Here is a 15053-nt window from a genome sequence, read left to right on the forward strand (position 1 = left end):
CCACGGAGGGTGAGATTCGGGGCTCCGGGCGGTGACCCGCCCCACAGGACCTTGGTCACATACGAGGCGGGATAGTAGTCCTTAAACGTCCCTTACCGGGCCCCTCGCATCGCTCCCCACCAGGGGTAATGCCTGCCCAGCCGGTGGGGGGCCATTGCGCCCCGGCTGCGAGGACCACTAGTAAGAGGGGTCGTTGCCAGGCGAGCTCGACCCCCGTAGAACTGGATGAGTCGCAGGGCGGACGGAGATCCCCCGGATCCCCGCTCCCGCCGACGAACCCCTCTCCTTCGTGTGAGTGGCTCACGCATGCTCCGGCATGCTGCGGCAGCCCTTGTCCCCTGCGAAAGGCCCGTCCGTGTCCAACGCCGTCATCCGCCGCATCGCCGCTTCGAAGAAGACCCTCACGGGTACCGTCCTCGCCCTGGGCGTCGCCGGTTCCATGCTGGCCGCGGTTCCCGCGCAGGCCGCCCCGATGAGTGCCAAGGCGATCGCTCAGCAGATGATCAAGGACCCGGCGCAGTTCGCGGCGTTCAACAACATCGTTTCCCGTGAGAGCGGCTGGGACCACACCGCCACGAACTCTTCCTCGGGTGCTTACGGCCTGGTCCAGGCCCTGCCGGCCTCGAAGATGTCCTCGGCGGGCTCGGACTGGAAGACCAACCCGGCCACCCAGATCAAGTGGGGCCTGGACTACATGAACTCCCGCTACGGCAGCCCCGAGGGCGCCTGGAGCTTCTGGCAGAACCACCACTGGTACTAAACCACCAGCGGATCGCGGGGACACGAAAACGCTTGGCCGGACCCCTCCGGCCGGGCGCTTTTGCATGCGCCCGCGGAGGCAACGGCTCACCCTTGCGCCGGTGCCCCGCCCCTTTCGGCCCGGTCCACCAGTCGGGAGAGCTCCGTCCGGGAGCGCACTCCGAGCACGGCGAAGACGTTGCGCAGGTGGTGGTCGACGGTGCGCGGGCTGACGGAGAGGGTCAGCGCCACCTCCCGGTTCGTGGCGCCCTCGGCGACACAGCGCGCGATCCGCAACTGCTGCGGTGTGAGCAGGGCCAGCCCGCCCGCCGGCGCCGGTGCGGGTGCGTCGCCGGTGGCCCGCAGTTCGGCGCGGGTCTGCTCGGCCCAGGCCGGGGCCCCGCAGCGCTCGAAGGTGACCAGCGCGTCCCGCAGCCGGTTCTTCGCCTCGGCCGGACGGCGCCGGCGGCGCAGCCACTTTCCGTACAGCAGCTGGGTGCGGGCCCGTTCGAAGTCGCCGTGCACCGTCTCGTGCTGTGTCAGTGCCAGGGCGTAGAGCGCATCGGCGGTGTCGTCCGGCGGGGCGATCAGGGCGCGGCACCGGGCCAACTGCGCCGGTGCCTGAGGATCGGTGCCCAGGGCGGCCCAGAGGGCGAACTCCTCGACGGCCGCCTTCGCTTCCGCCGAAGCCCCGGACTGTACGGCCGCTTCCACGAAGCACGGCAGGGCGAGCATGCGGACGGCGAAGTGGCCGCACCCGGGCCCCGGCCTGGTCAGCGGGCCGAGCCGGGCGGCGGCCTCGAAGGGCCGGCCCCGGCACAGGTCGGCGCGCGCCGAGGCCCATTCGGCCAGGGTGACGGCTTGCAGCAGCCCGTGCGGGCGCGCGATCTCCACGGCCGCTCCCGCGTGCGCGGCGACGGCTGCCGCGTCGTCCTCGACCGAGGCGACCAGGGCCAGGATCGCGTGCTGACCTGCGGCCACGTTGCGCTGGCCGGCCCGGTGGGCGGCGCGGAGGCCTTCCTGTGCGTGGGCCCTGGCCCGCGCGTGCTGGCCGGCCCGCAGCTCGGCGTACGCGAGGTGTTCGAGGATCCGCGGGGTGAGGGAGGCCAGCCCCCGCGACCGGGATACGGCCAGGGCCCGCGCGTTGGCCCGGCACGCCGCCGCGATGTCGCCGAGTACGAGCGCGGCCACCCCGGCCCGCAGCAGCCGGGTGGGGTCGTCGTCGTCCCGCGCACGGTCGAGGACCCGGCGCAGCGGTGATCGTGCCTCGGCCAGGTGCCCGACGATCGCCGTGCGCAGTCCCGCCCGGTAGTCGAGCATCGGATCCACGCCCCGGCCGGGCGCGAACGGGTCGGCCGGCGCCGCCGGTGAGCAGGCGAAGGCGGGGTCCCGTGGTGGAGCCGGGAGCGGGGCCTCGGCGAGGGCCGCGAGGCAGGCGGCGGCGTCGCCCGCGGCCCAGGCCGCGTCCATGGCCTCCATCCTGGCTTCCAGAGCGGCCTCCGCGTCGGACGGGTCGAGCCGCTCCGCGGCCATGATCAGCGCCTGATAGGCGTCGCCGACCGGCCCGTCCCGCAAGGCCATGCTGCCCCGGACGAGCTCCGTGCGGCCCTGCAGCGCATCGGGGGACGCGCCCTCCCGGGTGGCCGCCAGCAGCCGGCGCGCCCTGCGGGCGTGCCCGGCCAGGCGGGCGTAGTCCGCCGCGGCGGTGAGGCGGGCGGTACGGGCATCCTCGTGGGCGGTGAGTTCCGCGGCCCTGGCCAGGGCGGCCGAGCGTTCCATGCCGGACGTCGGCGTGCCGGGAGCGGCCGCCTCGACGAGGCCGGCCGCGAGGACGGCGTCGGGCCCTTGCGCGGCCAGTGCGAGGTGCAGCAGGTGGTGCAGGCGGTGGCGGTCGGAGTCGATGACAGAGGCGAGCAGCGCGTGGGCGGCCCGCCGCTGCGAGGACGGCGCGCCGGAGTACACGGTCCGGCGGAGCAAGGAGCCTGCGAAGGCGATGCGGTCCCCGTCGTGGTGCACCAGCCTCGCCGCCTCGGCGGGGTCCAGCGCGGCCGGGTCGAGTCCGGCCTTGCGGGCGGCCAGCAGGACCAGGGAGGCATCCGCCCCGGCCGCGTCGGGATCGGGCTCCTGCGCGGCCGCCACCAGGAGCAGGAGCTGTCGGGCGGGGGACGGCAGCGGGGCGAGGCGGCTCCCGAAGACGGCCCACAGGGCGCCGCCGTCCACGAGCGGGCGCGGCAGCGGCCGATGGCCGCCGAGCTGATCCGGTGTCAGGCGCTGGGCGAGGGCCGTCAGGACGGCCGGGTTGCCTTCGGCCTCCGACAACAACTCCGAACGTACGGCAGGGTCCAGTCCCCCACCGGTGAGGTCGCGGAGCAGGGCGGTCGCCGCACCGTCGTCGAGCGGGCCGAAGCGGACCACGGGCAGTCCCGCGAACTCGGGATCGTCCGCCCGGTGTTCCGCGACCGAGAGCAGGAGTCCGATCGGGCGCGCGGGGTCGGGACGTCGTGCGGCCGAGCCGAGGACGGCCCGCGAGGGCGCGTCCCACAGATGTACGTCGTCCACGCAGACGAGCAGGGGATGTTCCTCGGGGACGTACTGCCTCAGCAGTTCGGGCAGTCCGGCCGGCCGGACCGTTCCGAACGCGGCCCGCGGCGGCGCCGCGCCCCTACTCTCGGCCGCCGCGCACAGCAGTGCGTGCATACCGTCGTAGGGGCGGGGCTCGCCGGGGAGGCGTCGGGGGCGAAGGACCGGCCCGAGCGTGAACGCGTCGGCGGCCCAGGTGAGAAGAGCACTGCGGCCCAGGCCGGGCTCCGCCGCGAGCAGCAGCGCCCCGCCGTGTCTGGGCCGGAGCTGATCCGACAGGGCGGCCACAGCCGCCAGTTCGGTCGTCCGGCCGTAAATCCGGCAAGGAGTTGCCGCAGTCGTGTGTCCGGTCACGCCGGTGAGGTTACTGCCGTGTAAACAATGGCGGAAGACCGTACGCAGCAGGTGGGAGGCCGAAGCGGAACGGCCTCCCACCTTTCGGGGGTGGTTCAGGAGGTGTGGGGGCAGTTGCCCCGGTACTCCTCGATGGTCAGGCTCGGGCTCGGCACCGGGCAGAGGAACTGCTCGAAGCGGGTGTCGTTGTCGATGAACCGCTTCAGCCACGAAATGCTGTACTTCGCGATCGTGGTGTCCGAGCTGTTCGGGGTGAAGTGCGTGGCGTTGTTGAGTTCCAGGTACGCCTTGTCGAGCGAGCTGGGCAGGCTCGTGTAGAAGGGCTCGGAGTGCGTGGCGACCGGCGCGACCGTGTCGCCGTCGGCCCCCACGATCAGGGTCGGGGTCTTGATCTCGGGCCAGGACTTGTCGGTGTTCCAGCCGGTGAGCGCGATCGCCGCCTGCAGCGAAGTCCGGCTCTTCGCGGCCTCCAGCGTGCCGCCGCCACCCATGGAGTGGCCCATCACACCGAGCCGGCTGCTGTCGATCCTGTTGCGGACGCTACTGCGCTCCGTCAAGTAGTCCAGGGCGGAGAGCAGTTGACGTCCCCTGCTGTCGGGCTGGTCGAGGGTGGTGAGCGTGTCGATGGTCATGACGATGAAGCCCTGGGAAGCCAGTCGCGGGCCGAGCCAGGCGATGGAGGACTCGTAGGCGGTGAAGCCGGGCGAGATCACCACGGCGCCGAAGGTCCCGTCCGCGGTGGACGTGGGGTAGTAGATGGTGCCGCCGCCGAAGCCGGTGACCAGCAGGGAGGAAACGCTGGTCTGCGACACCGAGTAGGAGCCGCGGAGTGCCTCGATGCTCGAGTTGGTCGGAGCGGGGCCCCGCTCGTACGGGTTGGCCGCGGCCTGTGCCCCGGACGCCGTGAACGTGGCGATCGCGCCGATCGTCACGAGCGCCGCCAGTGCGGACACGAGCGAACGGAGCCGCGTCCCGCCGCCGGCGGGGTCGACGGACCGTCCCCGCATACCGGCGGCGCCGTGGTCGGAGTTGGCCTGGTGGGCGTTGTCGGAGTGTTGCTGCTGCACGACGGAGTCGTCCTCTCGGTCGTGGCGGAGCCTTCCCGGCGGTGGCCCGTACCCGGCTGAATGCCGAGGTCCGTGCCCCCTGACGGTGCTTCCCGCCGCTGTCGCTGGCCGGACCACTGTCACGGCGCGCTCCGCGACCGCACATCGGTGGAATCACCGGTCTCGCCGACGCAATCACCGGCCCCGTCGGTGGACGTACCGGGGCGCCGCCGGACGTACCGGTCTCGCTCAGCCCCCCGACAACCGGTACGCGTCCCGCGCCAGGGTCAGCGCGATCAGGTCCCGCGGACGGGACAGGGACTTCGACGTCAGGCTCTCCAGCCGGCGCAGCCGGTTGAAGACCGTGTTGCGGTGGCAGTACAGGCGGCTCGCCGCGCGGCCCGCCGAACCCTCCGCCGTCAGCCAGGCGTCGAGGGTCTCCAGCAGCATCGCCCGGTCCGCCGGGTCCAGGTCCAGCAGGGGGCCGAGGACCGCCTGGACCAGCTCGGCAGACAGCTCGGGCTGGCGCACGACCAGGGCCGTGGGCAGCCGGTCGGTCAGCCGTACCAGCACCCGTTCGTCCTGCCCGCAGGTCCGCAGCGCCGTCTCCGCCAGCCGGCGGGCCCGGCCCAGTTCGGCCAGTCCGTCCACCACGGGGCTGATCCCGCCCGGTCCCGGGCAGCGGTCCGCGAGCTCCACCGCCAGCTCGGCCGTCGAGGAGTCGCCCAGCGCCACCACGGCCAGCTCCCGCTCCGTGCGCATCCGCCAGAACAGCCGCATCCCGCCCGCCGCCACCACCCGGTGCACCGTGTCACCCCGGTCGGCCGGCAGCACGACCACCGCGTACCGCCCCTGCTCCGGCAGGTCCAGGGCGAGCGCCACCTGGGCCGCCAGCGCCGGAGCGCTGTCCCCCTCCAGCAGGGCGTCCAGGAGGGCCTGCACCCGCTCGTCGCTGCGCCGGCGCATCTCGACCTCCGCGCTGCGGTACGCCTCCGCGGTCGCGGCGGCCTGCTGCTCGATCCCGGCCCACATGGCCCCGGCGGCGCGGGCCAGTACGGGCAGCGCCTCCGGGTCCTTCTCGGTGACGATGTCCAGCAGCGCGTCCCAGGTGAGCCGGCCCGCCCTGCGGTACGCGTAGAGCAGCAGGTCCAGTGGCAGCCCCTGCTCGGCCCGTCGCCGGCCCAGTTCCTCCGCGTACGACAGGTCCTTGCGCGGGGCGGACCGGGGTGCGGCGAAGGCCTCGATCCCGTAGTGCATGGCTTTGCTGACCTGGCTCCAGTGTTCGTCCCGCGGAACGGCCAGGTCGAAAAGCGGCGAATGTTTCGCCAGGTCCTTGATGAGCTGGTCGGTGAGTCCGGGAATGTCCGTGATCAGTACGTCCGCCGCCGACAGCAGGACCGACCATTCCTGTTCCGTGCGTGTTCTACGTCCACCCATGGCCGCCGAGGATGTCACCCCGCCCACCGCCGCCGCCAGGGGCGTGCGCGGCCGGTCTGTGCCCGTGCACAACGCGCGAGTTCCACGGCTGGTCATCGGCAGCGATTCCGCATCCGCCGGTGGACGTCCGCCCCGCCACGGTGTTGGTCTGTGCGCCAGCACAAGGCTGCCCAGAGGAAGGAAACACGTGGGTTCGCTACAGGTACGCGCGCTCTCCGTCGGCTACGGGCCGGTCCGGGCACTGCGCTCCGTATCGCTCGACGTGCCCGCCGGCGCCGTGGTCGTCGTACTCGGTGGGAACGGCGCCGGGAAGTCGACGCTGCTGCGCGCGGTGTCCCGGACGCTCGGGTTCCACCGGGGCACCGTGACGGACGGCGCCGTCACCTTCGACGGCAAGCCGCTGGACGGGCTCAGCCCGGACCGGGTCGTCGCCGCCGGGGTGGTCCAAGTACCCGAAGGACGCAAGATCTTCACCCGCATGACCGTCGCGGACAACCTCCGTGCCGGGGCCCTGGGAGGCCGCGCGGGATCCCGCGCCGATACGGCCCGATCGCTGGCCCGGGTGCACGAGCTGTTCCCCGTACTGGCCCAGCGGGCTCGGCAGCGGGCCGGACTGCTGTCCGGCGGCGAACAGCAGATGCTGGCCCTGGGCCGGGCCCTGATGGCCCGCCCGCGCCTGCTCCTGCTCGACGAACCCACCCTCGGGCTCGCCCCCAAGATGGCCGCCACCATCGCCGAGACCATCACCGAGATCAACGCCTCGGGCGCCTCGGTCCTGCTCGTCGAGCAGAACGCCGCCCTGGCCCTGAGGCTTTCCTCGCACGCCTACGTCTTGGAGGTCGGCGAGGTCACCCTCGACGGCCCGGCCGACGAGCTGGCCGCCTCGGACGAGGTCCGGCGCCGCTACCTCGGCATCACGGACGAGACCGCACCCGGGCCGGCCACCGCCGGGACGGGCCCGGAACTGCGGAGGTGGTCGGCGTGAACGAGAACGCCTCCCCTCCGCCGCTCACCGTCACCGACGTCACCGTCCGCTTCTCCGGCCTCACCGCCCTCGACTCCGTGTCCTTCACGGTGGAACCCGGCAGCGTGCACGCCGTCATCGGACCCAACGGTGCGGGCAAGTCCACCTGCTTCAACGTGCTGTCCGGGGTGTACCGGGCCACCAGCGGGAGCGTCCACTTCGGCGACGCCGAGCTCACCGGTCTCGCCCCGCACGCCGTCGCGGCCCTCGGCATCGCCCGCACCTTCCAGAACCTGGCACTGCCCCCGCACACCACCGTCGCCGAAAGCCTCCTGCTGGGGCGCCACCGGCTGATGCGGACCGGCTTCCTGGCCGCCGGACTGCGGCTGCCCGCCGCCGCCCGCGAGGACCGCCGGCACCGTGAAAGGGTCCGGGAGATAGCCGAGTTCGTCGGGCTGGAGGGCGACCTCGCGGCGCCCGCCGGTTCGCTCCCGTACGGAAAGCAGAAGCTCGTCGAGCTGGCCCGCGCCCTGTGCATGGAGCCCCGGCTGCTGCTCCTCGACGAACCCGTCGCCGGGATGACCGCGGACGAGAGGCAGCGCACCGCCGCCGTCATCGCGGGTGTCCGGGACAGCCTCGGCATCTCGATCGTGCTGGTCGAACACGACATGGGCATGGTGATGCGGCTCGCGGATGCGGTGACCGTACTCGACTTCGGCAAGCGCATCGGCGGCGGGACCCCCGCGCAGGTGCAGAACGATCCCGCGGTCATCCGCGCATACCTCGGAGAGGAGGAACCGGCCGCATGACCACTTTCCTCGAACTACTTCTCGGCGGGCTCTCCATGGGCTCCGTCTACGCACTGATCGCCCTCGGCTTCGTGGTCATCTTCAAAGCCACCGAAGTGGTCAACTTCGCCCACGCCTCCCTGCTGCTGGCAGGCGGCTACGTCACCGCGACCCTGCACGAGGAGCTCGGATTCTGGGGCGCCCTCCTGGCCGGCGCCCTCTCGGCGGCCGCCGTCGGGGCGGCCATCGAGTTCCTGGTGATGCGGCGCTACCGGGGCCAGGACCAGAGCGTGCTGGCCATCGTCACCATCGGCGTCGACATCCTCCTCATCACCGACCTCACCCGGCGCCTCGGCACCGACGTGCTCTCGCTCGGCGATCCGTGGGGCGACCGCGTGGTCCACCTCGGCGCGGTCACCGTGCCCCAGACCCGGATCGCCGCCATCCTGGCCGCCGGGCTGCTCATCACCGTGTTCCTGCTCGTGTTCCGGCACACCTCCTGGGGCGTCGCCATGCGCGCCGCCGCCGAACAGCCCGAGACGGCCGCGCTGATGGGCGTACGGCTGGGCCGGGTCTCGATCGCGGCGTGGGCCGTGGCCGGTGCACTGGCCGCCGTCGCCGCGCTCTTCCTGACCGTCTTCCCCACGCCCGGCCTGGAGCGGGCCACGTCCCTGGCCGCCCTGAAGGCCTTCCCGGCCGCGATCCTCGGCGGCCTCGACTCCACCTCCGGCGCACTGGCCGGCGGACTGATCGTCGGAGTCACCGAGGCGCTGGCCACCGGCTACCAGGGCCAGTTGACCTTCCTCGGCCGGGGCATCGGAGATTTGGCCCCGTACCTCGTGATGGTCGCGGTCCTGCTGATCCGGCCCGCCGGACTCTTCGGCACGAAGGAGCTCGCCCGTGTCTGACACCCGCAGCCCCGTGCTGCAACCCGAGGCCGTCGCCCCGGTGGCGGCCACCCGGCCGGGCCTGCTCAGCGCCCGGAACGCGGCGGCGGCCGCCGCCGGCCTGGTGCTCCTCCTGCTGCCGTTCTACCTCGACCGGTTCTGGCTGCAGGCCGGGCTGTTCGCCATCGCCGCCGCCATCGGGGCCATCGGACTCAACCTGCTCACCGGAGCCACCGGTCAGCTGTCGATGGGACACGCCTTCTTCCTCGCCGTCGGCGCCTACGGGTACTGCGCGCTCGCCGGGGACGGCAGCACGGTGGGCAGCCACACGCTGGTCGGCCTCGGCCTGCCCAGCTGGCTCGCCGCGATCCTGGCCGTCGCCCTCGCCGGGGCGGCGGGCGGCATCTTCAGCCCCATCGCCGGCCGGCTGCGCGGCGCCTACCTCGGCATCGCCACGCTCGCGCTGATCTTCATCGGCCAGCACGTGCTGTTCAACGCCACCAGCGTCACCGGCGGCTTCAACGGCCGGGAGGTGGAGCCGCTGTCCCTCTTCGGCTTCACCTTCGACGACACCGAGACCGTCATCGCGGCCGTCCCCTTCCAGTCCGCCGAGAAGCTCTGGTACGTGGGCCTCGCGGCCCTCCTCTGCGGAGCCCTGTTCGCACGCGGCGTCCTGCGGGGCCGTCCCGGCCGGGCCATGAACGCCCTGCGCGACCACAGCATCGCCGCTGGGGTGATGGGGGTGCCGGTCGCCCGGTACCGGGCCGCGGTCTTCGTCCTGTCGTCCATGTACGCGGGGCTCGCCGGCGTCCTGCTCGCACTGGTCTTCCAGCGCACCGTGCCCGACTACTTCGGCATGGTGCTGTCCCTGGAGTACCTCGCCATGATCGTGATCGGCGGCCTCGGCACGGTCTCGGGCGCCATCGTGGGGGCGGTCTTCGTCTCCCTCCTGCCCCAACTCCTCACCCGCTACAGCGACGCCCTCCCGCTGGTGTCCGCACCCGGAACGGGCGGGGTCTCGCCGGGCGAGGCCTCCCGCTACCTGTACGGAGCCGCCGTCGTCGTGGCCGTCCTGTTCCTGCCCGGCGGTCTCACCGGCATCACCCGGATCCTCCGCACCCGCACCCGCACCACACCCTCGAAGGAGCGAACGTGAACAGAAGAAGGCACGCTGCCGCGATCCTGGCGGCCGCACTCGTCCTGACCGGCGCAGCCGGGTGCAGTAGCAAGGCCAAGACTGCAGAGGGCGACAAGCCCGCCGCAGGCGGGATCAAGACCGGCCCCGGGGTGAGCGACAAGGCCATCAAGCTCGGCGCGCTCACCGACATGACCGGCGTCTACGCCTCCCTCGGCAAGAGCGTCACCCAGGCCCAGCAGCTGTGGGTGAAGCAGACCAACGCGGCGGGCGGCATCTGCGGCCGCACCATCGAGCTGACGGTCCGCGACCACGGCTACGACCCGCAGAAGGCCCTCGCCGGCTACACCGAGCTGGAGCCCTCCGTGCTGGGCTTCTCCCAGTTCATCGGCTCCCCGTTCGTCTCCGCCGTCAAGCAGCGGATCGACGGACAGGACAAGGGGCTGGTCATTCCCCAGGCCTGGTCCGCCTCGCTGCTGGGCAGCCCGTACATCCGCACGGTGGGCGCGACGTACGACGTCGAGACCATCAACGCCGTCGGCTACCTCCTCGACGAGAAGCGGATCGCCTCCGGCGACAAGATCGGGCACGTCTACTTCGAGGGCGACTACGGCGAGAACGCCCTGACCGGAGCCAAGGCCGTGGCCGCCGAGACCGGGCTGACCATCGTCGAGCAGAAGATCAAGCCGACCGACAACGACATGACGGCCCAGGTCGCGGCGCTCAAGCAGGCCGGGGTCAAGGCCGTGATCGTCAGTGCAGGACCCCGGCAGGCCGCCTCGCTCGTCGGGGTCGCCGCCGCGAGCGGATGGGGCGTGCCGGTCGTCGGCAACAACTCGGCCTTCTCCCCGCAGCTCCTGGCCACCCCGGCGGGCGCGGCCCTGCAGAAGGACTACTACTTCGCCTCCTCCACCTTGCCGATCGGCTCGACCGAGGCGGCTCCGGCCGCGCTGGCCGCCGCGTACAAGGCGGAGTACCCGGACTCCGGGCTGGACAACGGCGTGGTGGCCGGATTCTCGGCCGGCACCCTGTTCGGGGAGGTGCTGAAGAAGGCCTGCGCCGACAAGGACCTGACCCGCGAGGGCATCCGGGCCGCGCTGCTGAGCCTGAAGGCCTACGACAACGGCTTCGGCATCACCCACGACTTCTCCGACCCGAAGGCGCCCTCGACCCGGCAGAGCGTGATCCTGAAGCCGGACGCTTCGGTCCCCGGCGGCATGAAGGTGGTGAAGGGGCCGGGCACGGCACCCGCCGCGGCGAAGTTCACGCCCGCGTCCTGAGCAATGCGTCCAGCCGTTGCCGCCCCGGCCCGTGCCGGGGCGGCAACGGCCGTTCGGCTGTCCGGCCGGTCCGCTGTCCGGTTCCCGGCGGGCCCCGGCCGGTCGCGAACCGCCGACGCCTTACGGGCGGGCCGTGAAGGCGGCTTCCGTGAACTCCGTGACCTCGGTGAAGCCGAGCCGGCGGTAGAGCCGGACGGCGGTGGCGTTGTCCGCACGGACGTTCAGCCCTATGTGGTCCACGGTCTTTCCGAGCTGTCGGCACAGGGCCGCGACGCAGGCGCCGCCCGCGCCCTGGCCGCGTACCCGCGGGTGCGTGGTGACGTTCCCGAGCGCGGCGACCCGGTACGCGGCCGAGTGGACGTGCACGCCCGCCACGGCGACCAGCTGCCCGTCCTGGCGCGCGCCGAGGTACTGGCCGGTGTCGAGCATGCGGTGGTCGAACCAGTTGCCCGGGTACGCCTGTTCGAACAGTTCGAGCAGTTGCGGGAGGTCGTCCCGGCTCAGCGGAGCGGGCCGCCACGGCCCGGCGGGATACCGGTCGGCCAGGCCGGGCTCGGTCAGCGCCATCCTGAGCAGGGTGCCGTGCGACTCCGCGGTGTACGCGGATTCCAGTACCTTCGCGGCGTTCCCGGTCAGGTGTCCGAGGAAGCGCCGGGGGAGTACGGGCAGCAGCGCCTCGGCCAGTTCCTCCAGGGCGGCCGCCTGCCCGGGGCGGGTGAACCCCAGCAGCGTCGGGACGTCGCCGACGGCGTAGAGGAGTGCCACCGGGCCGTCCTCGGAAAGGGTGTACCAGCTGGTGTGGGGCCACGGCAGGTCGTCGAGGTCGCCGAGCTCCATCAGGTTCACGGCCGGGTCCCGTTCGAAACGGGCGGCCAGGGCTGATCGGTCGTGAAGGCTGTGCAGGATCACCCGGACAGAGTACGGCGGGGACCGGACCGGCTCGACGGCGAGGTGGGCACGGACGCGGGACGCCCTCCGCCGGACGCCCCCGCCGGACGCGGCGACGCCCCGCACCGAAAGGGTGCGGGGCGCCGGGATGCTGCGGCTCAGAGCTGCTGCTCAGGGCTGCGGCTCAGAGGGGACGGATGTCCTCGGCCTGCGGGCCCTTCTGGCCCTGCGTGACCTGGAACTCGACCTTCTGGCCCTCCTGGAGCTCACGGAAGCCCTGGGCGTTGATGTTGGAGTAGTGGGCGAAGACGTCGGGGCCGCCGCCGTCCTGCTCGATGAAGCCGAAGCCCTTTTCCGAGTTGAACCACTTCACAGTTCCGGTGGCCATCTGAATGCTCCCTGTCGGGGACGAGGGCCCTCGCTTGTGAGGACCCTTGGGTGTGGGTTGCTTGCCCTGGTCCTCCGACGCTTGGTGAAGCGGTACTTCGGACACACGACTGCCGATCACGAGGCATGATCTACCCACTTGCACGAGGAGGGCAAACCGATGATCGGTTTGCCCTTGCATCGGCACCTCCCCGGGTCGGCGAAGACGTCTCACAGCGGTCTTCGCACCCGGTGCCAAGAGCCCGGAACGGCGCGGGGCACAGGGCGCTCAACCTGCCCATGACCTGCAGCCTCTAGGGTGGCCCTCATGGAGTCTTACACGATGGGGCAGGCCGCCGAGCTGCTGGCCGTGAGCGTGGACACGGTGCGGCGGTGGGCGGACGCGGACCGCTTCCCGACCCACCGGCAGGGCAACCGGCGCATCGTGGAGGGGCCCGACCTCGCCGCGTTCTGCGTGGAGGTCGCCCGGGAAGGCGCCGAGGGCGAGGACACCCCGCACACCTCGGCGCGCAACGCGTTCCCGGGGATCGTGACCGCGATCAAACTGGGCGAGGTCTCGGCGCAGGTGGAGGTCCAGGCGGGGCCGCACCGGGTGGTGTCGCTGCTGACCCGGGAGGCCGTCGAGGAACTCGGCCTGGAGCCGGGCGTCACGGTCACCGCACGGGTCAAGTCGACCAGCGTGCACGTCGAGCGCGGCTGAACGGCCTTGGAGTGGGGGACGGGCCTGGCCGGCCTGGCCACCGGCCTGCTGATCGCGGTGATCACCGCACCGGTCGGCGTCTCCGGGGCGGTGTTCCTGCTGCCCGTGCAGCTGAGCGTGTTCGCGGTCCCGAGTCCGGCGGTCACACCGACCAACCTGCTCTACAACGTCGTCGCCGGCCCCGGCGCGCTCCTGCGCCACCATCGCACCGGCACCCTGCACGGGCCACTGGTCCGCAGGCTGGTCCTGGGAACCCTGCCCGGCGTGGTCATCGGCGCCGTCGTCCGGGTGTTCGCGATCCCGGGCCCGGTGGTCTTCAAGGCCCTGATGGCGGCCTTCCTGCTGCCGCTCGGACTGTGGCTGGTCATCCGCACGCTCCTGCCGTCCCGGCGGTCCGGACGGGCCCGTGAGGAGCTGTCCCCGCGCGCGGTGACCGGCCTGGCCCTGGGTGTCGGAGTGGTCGGCGGGATCTACGGCATCGGTGGCGGCTCCCTCCTGGGCCCCGTCCTCGTCGGCCGCGGCACGCCCGTCGCCCAGGTGGCCCCGGCGGCCCTGGCCTCCACCTTCGCCACCTCGGTGGTCGGGGCCGCCACCTACGCGCTGCTGGCGCTCTCCGGGCCGGGCAGCATCGCGCCGGACTGGTTCCTGGGCCTGTCCTGCGGCGCGGGCGGACTCATCGGCGGCTACCTCGGCGCCCGCCTCCAGCCCCACCTCCCCGAGAAGGCCCTCCGGCTCCTGCTGGGCACCCTGGCCACCGGCGTCGGCACCCTCTACGCCGCCCAGTCCATCGCCTGAGGCTCTTGTCCGAGCCACGGACGGTGACAACGCCTCAGGAGACGGCAACCACGCCTCAGGCGCGCCGGATCCGCCAGAGCCATCCCGTCGTACCGGCCAGCAGAGCGAGCGTCGCCAGGTTTGCCAGGTTGGCCGCGGTGTCGCTCGGCGGTGCGGCGAGGAACAACTTGCAGAGGCCGATGGCGAGGGTCGGCAGGACGGCGGTGAGCAGAACGCCGGTCGTCTTCTGCGTCGAGGTCCAGTGCACCGAGGTGCACAGGAGCACCGCGCCGATGACGCGGAACAACGTGCTCAAGAACGCCGTGACGTCGCTGTAGGGGAGGACCGCGGCGACGAGGAAGGGGACTGTGAGCATCAGGAGGGGGGCCAGGGGGTGCACCTTGCCCCGCCGGACGGGTGCGCCGGCGCCGCTCTCGGCCGGGGACCCGACGACCCCGTCGCCGGCCTCGGCCAGTGCCGTCGCCGCGATCGTACGGGGATCCCCCAGCTCCGCGAGAACCTCGCCGATCGTGACGTGGGGACGTTCGGCGCGGGTCACCTCGATGTGTTCGGCGAGATCGGCGAGGAGTTCCCGGCGACGGTCGGCGGGCAGTGCGGAGGCCTCGCGCTCGACGGCGGAGAGGTAGTCGCTTACGGGGTCGGCCGAGGTCTTCATGCGGGATCTCCGGTGGCGGGGTGCGGGATGGTGAGGAAGTCGTCGACGGCGTCGCGGAAGCCGGGCCAGACGCGGGTGAACTCGTCCAGCGCGGCGCGGCCGCTGTCGGTGAGCGCGTAGTAGCGACGGGGCGGTCCGGAGGCGGACTCCTGCCAGGTCGTGGTGACCAGGTCGTCGCGGCGCAGCCGGGAGAGCAGCGGGTAGACCGTGCCCTGGCTGGTGGCGAGGGTGCCGGAGTCCTCCAGGGCTTGGAGGAGCTCCACGCCGTAGCGGGGGCGGTCCCGCATCAGGGCGAGGACGCAGTACTCCAGGACCCCCTTGCGCAGCTGGGCGGCTGCCCGGGCCTGCTTGGTCGAATCACCTGGTTCCATGCGATGCAAGATACCTGGTGAGGCAACCAGGTGGGAAGAGGGGGTGTG

General features: G+C 72.5%; 15 protein-coding genes. 8 read left to right on the forward strand and 7 right to left on the reverse strand.

Going from position 1 to position 15053, the window contains the following annotated elements; translation table 11 throughout:
- The first annotated feature begins 316 nt into the window (after positions 1-316).
- Positions 317-760 carry a transglycosylase SLT domain-containing protein gene (locus OG276_RS37085; protein WP_266913589.1) on the forward strand — a complete coding sequence of 148 codons (444 nt, stop codon included), beginning with the start codon at positions 317-319 and terminating at the stop codon, positions 758-760.
- A gap of 86 nt (positions 761-846) precedes the next feature.
- Here OG276_RS37085 and OG276_RS37090 read toward each other — a convergent pair whose 3' ends face one another.
- The 3 genes from OG276_RS37090 to OG276_RS37100 all read right to left on the reverse strand — a co-directional run bounded on the left by OG276_RS37090 (position 847) and on the right by OG276_RS37100 (position 6155).
- On the reverse strand, positions 847-3672 hold the full coding sequence (locus tag OG276_RS37090; RefSeq protein WP_266913590.1) for a LuxR family transcriptional regulator: 2826 nt from the start codon (positions 3670-3672) through the stop codon (positions 847-849).
- Between the two features lie 95 nt (positions 3673-3767).
- On the reverse strand, positions 3768-4679 hold the full coding sequence (locus tag OG276_RS37095) for a dienelactone hydrolase family protein (RefSeq protein WP_266914160.1): 912 nt from the start codon (positions 4677-4679) through the stop codon (positions 3768-3770).
- 288 nt (positions 4680-4967) lie between these two features.
- Entirely contained in the window at positions 4968-6155 is a 1188-nt protein-coding gene (locus tag OG276_RS37100) for a CdaR family transcriptional regulator (RefSeq protein WP_266913591.1), read from the reverse strand.
- A gap of 187 nt (positions 6156-6342) precedes the next feature.
- Between OG276_RS37100 and OG276_RS37105 the strand changes: the two genes are divergently transcribed.
- Genes OG276_RS37105 through OG276_RS37125 form a run of 5 tightly spaced genes read left to right on the forward strand, consistent with a single transcriptional unit; the run spans position 6343 to position 11209 of the window.
- Positions 6343-7140 carry an ABC transporter ATP-binding protein gene (locus OG276_RS37105; protein ID WP_266913592.1) on the forward strand — a complete coding sequence of 266 codons (798 nt, stop codon included), beginning with the start codon at positions 6343-6345 and terminating at the stop codon, positions 7138-7140.
- Entirely contained in the window at positions 7137-7928 is a 792-nt protein-coding gene (locus tag OG276_RS37110) for an ABC transporter ATP-binding protein (protein WP_266913593.1), read from the forward strand. The genes OG276_RS37105 and OG276_RS37110 overlap by 4 nt, the downstream gene beginning before the upstream one ends.
- Complete coding sequence (locus OG276_RS37115) at positions 7925-8815, forward strand: branched-chain amino acid ABC transporter permease (protein WP_266913595.1); 891 nt, start codon at positions 7925-7927, stop codon at positions 8813-8815. The genes OG276_RS37110 and OG276_RS37115 overlap by 4 nt, the downstream gene beginning before the upstream one ends.
- A gap of 40 nt (positions 8816-8855) precedes the next feature.
- Positions 8856-9950 carry a branched-chain amino acid ABC transporter permease gene (locus tag OG276_RS37120; protein ID WP_266914162.1) on the forward strand — a complete coding sequence of 365 codons (1095 nt, stop codon included), beginning with the start codon at positions 8856-8858 and terminating at the stop codon, positions 9948-9950.
- Positions 9947-11209 carry an ABC transporter substrate-binding protein gene (locus OG276_RS37125; protein WP_266913597.1) on the forward strand — a complete coding sequence of 421 codons (1263 nt, stop codon included), beginning with the start codon at positions 9947-9949 and terminating at the stop codon, positions 11207-11209. Before OG276_RS37120 ends, OG276_RS37125 begins: the two co-directional genes overlap by 4 nt.
- Before the next feature lie 120 nt (positions 11210-11329).
- On the opposite strand, the gene OG276_RS37130 is transcribed toward OG276_RS37125, so the two are convergent.
- Positions 11330-12118 (reverse strand): GNAT family N-acetyltransferase, encoded by a 789-nt coding sequence (locus OG276_RS37130; protein ID WP_266913599.1) that lies wholly within the window; start codon positions 12116-12118, stop codon positions 11330-11332.
- Between the two features lie 163 nt (positions 12119-12281).
- The gene (locus tag OG276_RS37135; RefSeq protein WP_243336897.1) at positions 12282-12485 is read right to left on the reverse strand and encodes a cold-shock protein; all 204 of its coding nucleotides are present in this window, start codon (positions 12483-12485) and stop codon (positions 12282-12284) included.
- A gap of 306 nt (positions 12486-12791) precedes the next feature.
- Here OG276_RS37135 and OG276_RS37140 point away from each other — a divergent pair, with 306 nt between their 5' ends.
- Both OG276_RS37140 and OG276_RS37145 read left to right on the forward strand, forming a co-directional pair.
- Positions 12792-13184 carry a molybdopterin-binding protein gene (locus OG276_RS37140; protein ID WP_266913601.1) on the forward strand — a complete coding sequence of 131 codons (393 nt, stop codon included), beginning with the start codon at positions 12792-12794 and terminating at the stop codon, positions 13182-13184.
- A 6-nt stretch (positions 13185-13190) separates the two neighbouring features.
- Positions 13191-13979, forward strand: coding sequence for a sulfite exporter TauE/SafE family protein (locus OG276_RS37145; protein ID WP_266913603.1), 789 nt, complete (start codon positions 13191-13193; stop codon positions 13977-13979).
- Positions 13980-14034: 55 nt separating this feature from the next.
- Here OG276_RS37145 and OG276_RS37150 read toward each other — a convergent pair whose 3' ends face one another.
- Positions 14035-14634, reverse strand: a complete 600-nt coding sequence (locus OG276_RS37150) for a hypothetical protein (protein WP_266913605.1) — start codon at positions 14632-14634, stop codon at positions 14035-14037.
- Positions 14631-15005, reverse strand: coding sequence for a PadR family transcriptional regulator (locus OG276_RS37155; protein WP_266913607.1), 375 nt, complete (start codon positions 15003-15005; stop codon positions 14631-14633). The genes OG276_RS37150 and OG276_RS37155 overlap by 4 nt, the downstream gene beginning before the upstream one ends.
- Between the last annotated feature and the right edge of the window lie 48 nt (positions 15006-15053).

It is taken from the genome of Streptomyces sp. NBC_00086 (genome assembly GCF_026343255.1).
In the GTDB taxonomy this organism is placed as follows: Bacteria; Actinomycetota; Actinomycetes; order Streptomycetales; family Streptomycetaceae; genus Streptomyces.

Coding starts and splice junctions, on each gene's coding strand:
- OG276_RS37150 (WP_266913605.1), bottom strand. CDS start 14,634: ATGAAGACCTCGGCCGACCCCGTAAGCGACTACCTCTCCGCCGTCGAG.
- OG276_RS37140 (WP_266913601.1), top strand. CDS start 12,792: ATGGAGTCTTACACGATGGGGCAGGCCGCCGAGCTGCTGGCCGTGAGC.
- OG276_RS37155 (WP_266913607.1), bottom strand. CDS start 15,005: ATGGAACCAGGTGATTCGACCAAGCAGGCCCGGGCAGCCGCCCAGCTG.
- OG276_RS37095 (WP_266914160.1), bottom strand. CDS start 4,679: ATGCGGGGACGGTCCGTCGACCCCGCCGGCGGCGGGACGCGGCTCCGT.
- OG276_RS37135 (WP_243336897.1), bottom strand. CDS start 12,485: ATGGCCACCGGAACTGTGAAGTGGTTCAACTCGGAAAAGGGCTTCGGC.
- OG276_RS37085 (WP_266913589.1), top strand. CDS start 317: ATGCTGCGGCAGCCCTTGTCCCCTGCGAAAGGCCCGTCCGTGTCCAAC.
- OG276_RS37115 (WP_266913595.1), top strand. CDS start 7,925: ATGACCACTTTCCTCGAACTACTTCTCGGCGGGCTCTCCATGGGCTCC.
- OG276_RS37100 (WP_266913591.1), bottom strand. CDS start 6,155: ATGGGTGGACGTAGAACACGCACGGAACAGGAATGGTCGGTCCTGCTG.